We start from the raw sequence: 4596 nt of genomic DNA, 5'->3' as shown, positions 1-4596 counted from the left end.
CTCGACGACGCGCTTGGTCTTCTTTGCGGTAGCCATGGTTTACTTGGTCACCTTCTTCTTGCCCGCGATAGCGCGGCGCGGCCCCTTCTTGGTGCGCGCGTTGGTGTGCGTGCGCTGACCACGCGTGGGCAAGCCACGACGGTGGCGCGTGCCACGGTACGAGCCGATGTCCATCAGGCGCTTGATGTTCATGGCGATCTCGGTGCGCAGGGCACCTTCGACACGAATATTGCGCTCGATTTCCTGACGGAGCTTGTTGACATCCGCGTCATTCAGATCGCGGATGCGCTGATCGGGCGAGACGCCCGAGGCAGCGAGAATCCTCTGGGCGGTCTTGCGACCGATGCCGAAGATGTAGGTCAGTCCGATCTCAACCTTCTTCTCACGCGGGAGATCGACGCCAGCGATACGTGCCATATGTTACGCTTCCCCTCAGCCTTGACGCTGCTTGTGCTTGGGGTTGCGCTTGCAGATGATGCGAGTCACGCCCTGTCGCTTGACGACTTTGCAGTGCTCACAGATCGGCTTTACGCTGCTACGAACTTTCACGGGTCACCTTGGCGCTCACGCGCCAACGGAGTCTCCCGCACCGGATTTCTCCGGCCGGCTGGACTCCCCATGCGTCCATCGCTCATGAAGCATCGCATTTCAGCGATTCCGCGCACGAGCGAAGCAAATGTGGCCAGCGGATTGGCCTAGAATCTCACCCGAAAACAGGCAAGACCCTCATCCTAGTGGACTTAGGTCGCGCCCGCAAGTGAGTCTCGAACCGACGCCATGGCTTGGACCGGGTCGGTGGCTCCAGTGACCGCTCGTCCTAGAATCAGCCAGCGGGCGCCGGCGTCGGCCGCCGCCTTCGGCGTCATGACCCGACGCTGATCGTGGGCGTCACCGCCGGGCAGTCGAATGCCCGGAATGAGCAGCCCCATTCCCTCGCCGAACGTAGTTCGAACCGCGGCGGCCTCGTGACCGGAGCAGACGATCCCGGCGCCACCGCCCCCGCGCACCAATCCAGCCAATCGGACCACCTCGCCGGTGACGTCGACGCCGTCCCGCCCCCACGCCTGACCGACCCCTACGGCGTCCATGCTCGTCAGGATCGTGACCCCGAGAATACCACAGCCGCCCGAGGCGGCGGCCGCCCCGGTTGCTCCGTCGTTCGCGCCCTCGACGGCCGCCCGGATCATGTCCGATCCGCCCGCGGCGTGCACGGTCAAGAGCGACGCGCCCTGCCGGGCGACACTGCGAGCCGCGCCGCGCACGGTGTTCGGGATGTCATGCAGCTTCAAGTCCACGAACACGGACTTCCCGGCGTCGCGTAACCAACTCACGATGTCTGGACCTTCGGCCGCGAACAGTTCAAGCCCAACCTTGTAGAAGCCGCACGAACTCCCGAGCCGGGTTACGATCGCTTGCGCCGCGCGGCGATCGGTGACGTCGAGGGCGATAATCGGGGTGACCGTGGCAGCACCGATGTTGGACGAATCGGAATTCACGAGGGCCACTCCAGTGTGCCGATGATCGATCGAAGATCGCGAACCCCTTGCTGGTCCGCCCACGCGGCGAGTTCACGCGCGATTCGTTCCGGCGCACGAGGATCGCGCAGGGCAGCAGTGCCGACACCCACCAACGAGGCGCCGGCCAACAGATACTGCGCGGCGTCATTCCCCGTGCTAACCCCACCGAGACCGATGAGCGGAACGCTGGGCAGCGCCTGACGCACGCGCCATGTGGCGAGCAGCCCGAGGGGAAGCAGCGCCGGACCGCTCACGCCGCCGGTGCCGAATCCGATCTTGGGCCTGCGACGCGCGGCGTCGATCACCAACCCCGGCATGGTGTTCACGAGCGTCAGGCCGGTGGCGCCCTGGTCCATTGACACGCGCGCCGCGTCGACCACGCCGGCGCCGAGCGTGGGCGAGAGTTTGACGAAGAGCGGACGCGACGTCTTCGCCCGCGCCGCACACACCAACGCGGCAAGCGCAACGGGATCGGCGCCGAACTCCAATCCACCAGCCTTCACGTTCGGACAACTGACGTTGAGCTCAAAGGCATCCACGCCAGGCATGTCGTCGAGACCACCGATGACCGTCTCGAAGTCTTCCACGCTATTGCCGACGACGTTCACGATGACGCGCGTGTCCGGATAGGCGTGGTGCAACCACGGCAGGAATTCGGCCCGGACCGCGTCGAGACCAGGGTTGGCGAGGCCGATGGCGTTGATCATCCCACCGGCGAACTCGCTGACGCGGAGCGGCGGTGCGCCGTGTCGGGCAGTGACACTCACCGCCTTCGTGGCGATGCCGCCGATGGCCGCGAGGTCGAGCACGTCGTCGACTTCCTTCCCGAAACCCGCCGTGCCGGCGGCAAGGACCACGGGGTTTCGAAACGCCAGCCCCGCGACGATCCAGTCCTGCTGGTCAGCTGCTGTTACTGTCACGCGGTTACCGAGATCCGGCAGGCTTGGGAGGGAGACGCAGCTTTCGCACGCTGTCGGTCCAGATGCGGAGCGCACCGGTCCAATGCAATGTCAACAAATCGGGCGTACTGAGAAAGTCCGGGCGATCGGTGGGATCTTCTCCACGCAGACGGGCCGCGACGGCGGAGTTACCGAAGTCCAGGCGAACGCGGCGCTGCCAAGCCGCGGCACTGTCCGGCTCGAGGAGCGCGGCGGCATACCAGGCGTCGGGCACAAGTGGCGACGTTGGGGACTCGCGAGCAATACGCAGGAAAAGCGTACGGGCGAGTCTCGGCGCGCGCAATGAGTCACGCGCGATCTCGGCGGCGAGGTACAGCGACGCGCGCTCGGGTTCACCCCGCCCGACGAGCAACCGGAACAGGAGGACGCGGTCGGCGATCTCACGGGCGTAACTGGTTCGCCAAACCGCGCTGTCCTGCCGCGCCACCAGCGTATCGAGTTCGCGCAGCGACGCGACGCGCTTGAGATCGAGCAAGGCCAGTCGCGCATTCGCTTCGTGCGCCGTGACGGTGTCGCGCTGTGACAACGTGCGGGCCGCGTACAAGTGCCGGCGGGCAATCGAATCGAGGCCGGTGCGGGCAAGCATGTCACCGATGGTGTAGTGCATGCGGGCGCGGCTGTCGTCACGAACCCGCGCGGCGTCGTACTGCGCTACGATACGTTCGGCGGCATCGTGGCGACCATCGGTGAGCAGCTCGCGTAGGGCGCGCGTGACGTCTTCGCGATAGTCACCCACGCGGGCCCGCTGCACGAGCAGCGACTCGACTCGCGTGAACTCGCGTGCCGACATCGATGCGCTGATGAGCTCCCACTGCAAGACGCCCGCGTCGAGATTGGCGAGGTACGCGGGAACCGCGTCGCGATCACCCATGCTGAGCGCCGCGCGCGCCGCCCAGATGCGCGACTGTCGCGCCAGTTCGCGATCGCCGGAGCGAAACATCGAGTCGAGCCGGGGCCGGGCGTCCGCGCTTCGTCCGGAACGGACCTCGCAGGAGGCGAGCGCCAACCGGGATCGATCCCGCTCACCTGCCGCCAGCGTGGTCCCAGCCAGTAATTGCTGCAGTCGCGGCATCGCGCGTTCGCATTGTGCCGCCATCGCTCCACTGCGCGCGGCGATGTACCGCGCGCGGTTCCGCCACTTCGAGTTGGGATGCCGTACCAACACCGTCTCCGCGATGGCGGCCGACCGTTGAAAGCGTGTCGTGGCCTCGCCGTCGTCGTCACGCCGCAGGTTGGCGTCCGCCAGGCGGGCTTCGGCCTGCGCGTTGTAGATGCCGTTGTAGTACACGCATCCTGAACCGACCAACCATGACGCAAGCCCCAGCGTCAAACGTCGTGCCGCGCGCATCAGCCGCCGCCTCCCACCTTACGCTCGTACTGTTCGAGGTAGCGCACCACCGCGTCGGCCAGCGTGGATGCCAACTCACGCTGCCGATCGGTATCGGTCATGTACTGCGCTTCAAGCTTGTTGGTGCCGAAGCCGATTTCGACCAGCACGGCCGGCATGAACGCCGTCACCAACACCCGAAATCCAGCCTGCTTCACGCCACGACTGGGTCCGGGATGAACCTGCTTCATTCCCGCCTGCAGCAGCTCGGCGAGACGGCCCGACTCGCGCAGGTGTTCATTCTGCGCCATGTCGCGCATGATGAAACCCAGCGGATCGTCGCGCGTTACGTCGGCCTCGGTCTCGAAGCGGATGGCTTCGTTTTCCATCGCGGCTACCCGACGCTCGTCTTCGGTTTTCGCTTCGGCGAGAAAATACGTTTCGAAGCCGCGCGCCCCGCCGGGATTGGTCCAGCGCGGATTGGCAGCATTCACGTGAACGGAGAGGAAAAGATCTGCCTTCGCCTGATTCGCGATCCGTCCGCGATCGCCGAGGGCGATCAGCGTATCGGTAGTGCGAGTCATGACGACCTGAAGTTCCCGTTGCTCGAGCGCCGTGCGCAGTTCCTTCGCGAACGCGAGCGTAATGTTTTTCTCGTAGATCTTTTTCGGTACGCCGATCGGTCCGGACATTCCGTTATCGGGCCCGCCGTGACCGGCATCGACCACGACCAGGCGCTGCCGGACCGACGCAGAGCGGACGGCCGGTGCGCTGCGCACCTTGTCGGTGGGCG

6 protein-coding genes are annotated in these 4596 nt (G+C 65.9%); all 6 read right to left on the bottom strand.

Going from position 1 to position 4596, the window contains the following annotated elements; all coding sequences use genetic code 11:
- Window positions 1-39: 39 nt before the first annotated feature.
- The gene (gene rpsM, locus ACLL97_RS20090) at window positions 40-417 is read right to left on the bottom strand and encodes a 30S ribosomal protein S13 (RefSeq protein ID WP_411282264.1); all 378 of its coding nucleotides are present in this window, start codon (window positions 415-417) and stop codon (window positions 40-42) included.
- Between the two features lie 15 nt (window positions 418-432).
- The gene (rpmJ, locus tag ACLL97_RS20085) at window positions 433-549 is read right to left on the bottom strand and encodes a 50S ribosomal protein L36 (protein WP_012683466.1); all 117 of its coding nucleotides are present in this window, start codon (window positions 547-549) and stop codon (window positions 433-435) included.
- Window positions 550-740: 191 nt separating this feature from the next.
- Window positions 741-1496 carry an orotidine-5'-phosphate decarboxylase gene (gene pyrF / locus ACLL97_RS20080; protein WP_411282263.1) on the bottom strand — a complete coding sequence of 252 codons (756 nt, stop codon included), beginning with the start codon at window positions 1494-1496 and terminating at the stop codon, window positions 741-743.
- Entirely contained in the window at window positions 1493-2437 is a 945-nt protein-coding gene (locus ACLL97_RS20075; RefSeq protein ID WP_411282262.1) for a dihydroorotate dehydrogenase, read from the bottom strand. Before ACLL97_RS20075 ends, pyrF begins: the two co-directional genes overlap by 4 nt.
- Window positions 2438-2441: 4 nt before the next feature.
- Complete coding sequence (locus tag ACLL97_RS20070; RefSeq protein WP_411282261.1) at window positions 2442-3824, bottom strand: hypothetical protein; 1383 nt, start codon at window positions 3822-3824, stop codon at window positions 2442-2444.
- The coding region (locus ACLL97_RS20065; protein ID WP_411282260.1) for an N-acetylmuramoyl-L-alanine amidase family protein at window positions 3824-4596 on the bottom strand (773 nt) is incomplete at its 5' end. The genes ACLL97_RS20065 and ACLL97_RS20070, both read right to left, overlap by 1 nt.

This window comes from Gemmatimonas sp., assembly GCF_046594945.1.
Classification (GTDB): domain Bacteria; phylum Gemmatimonadota; class Gemmatimonadetes; order Gemmatimonadales; family Gemmatimonadaceae; genus Gemmatimonas.
The sequence above is the reverse complement of the archived record's forward strand: the minus strand, read 5'-3'. Positions and strand labels throughout refer to the sequence as shown.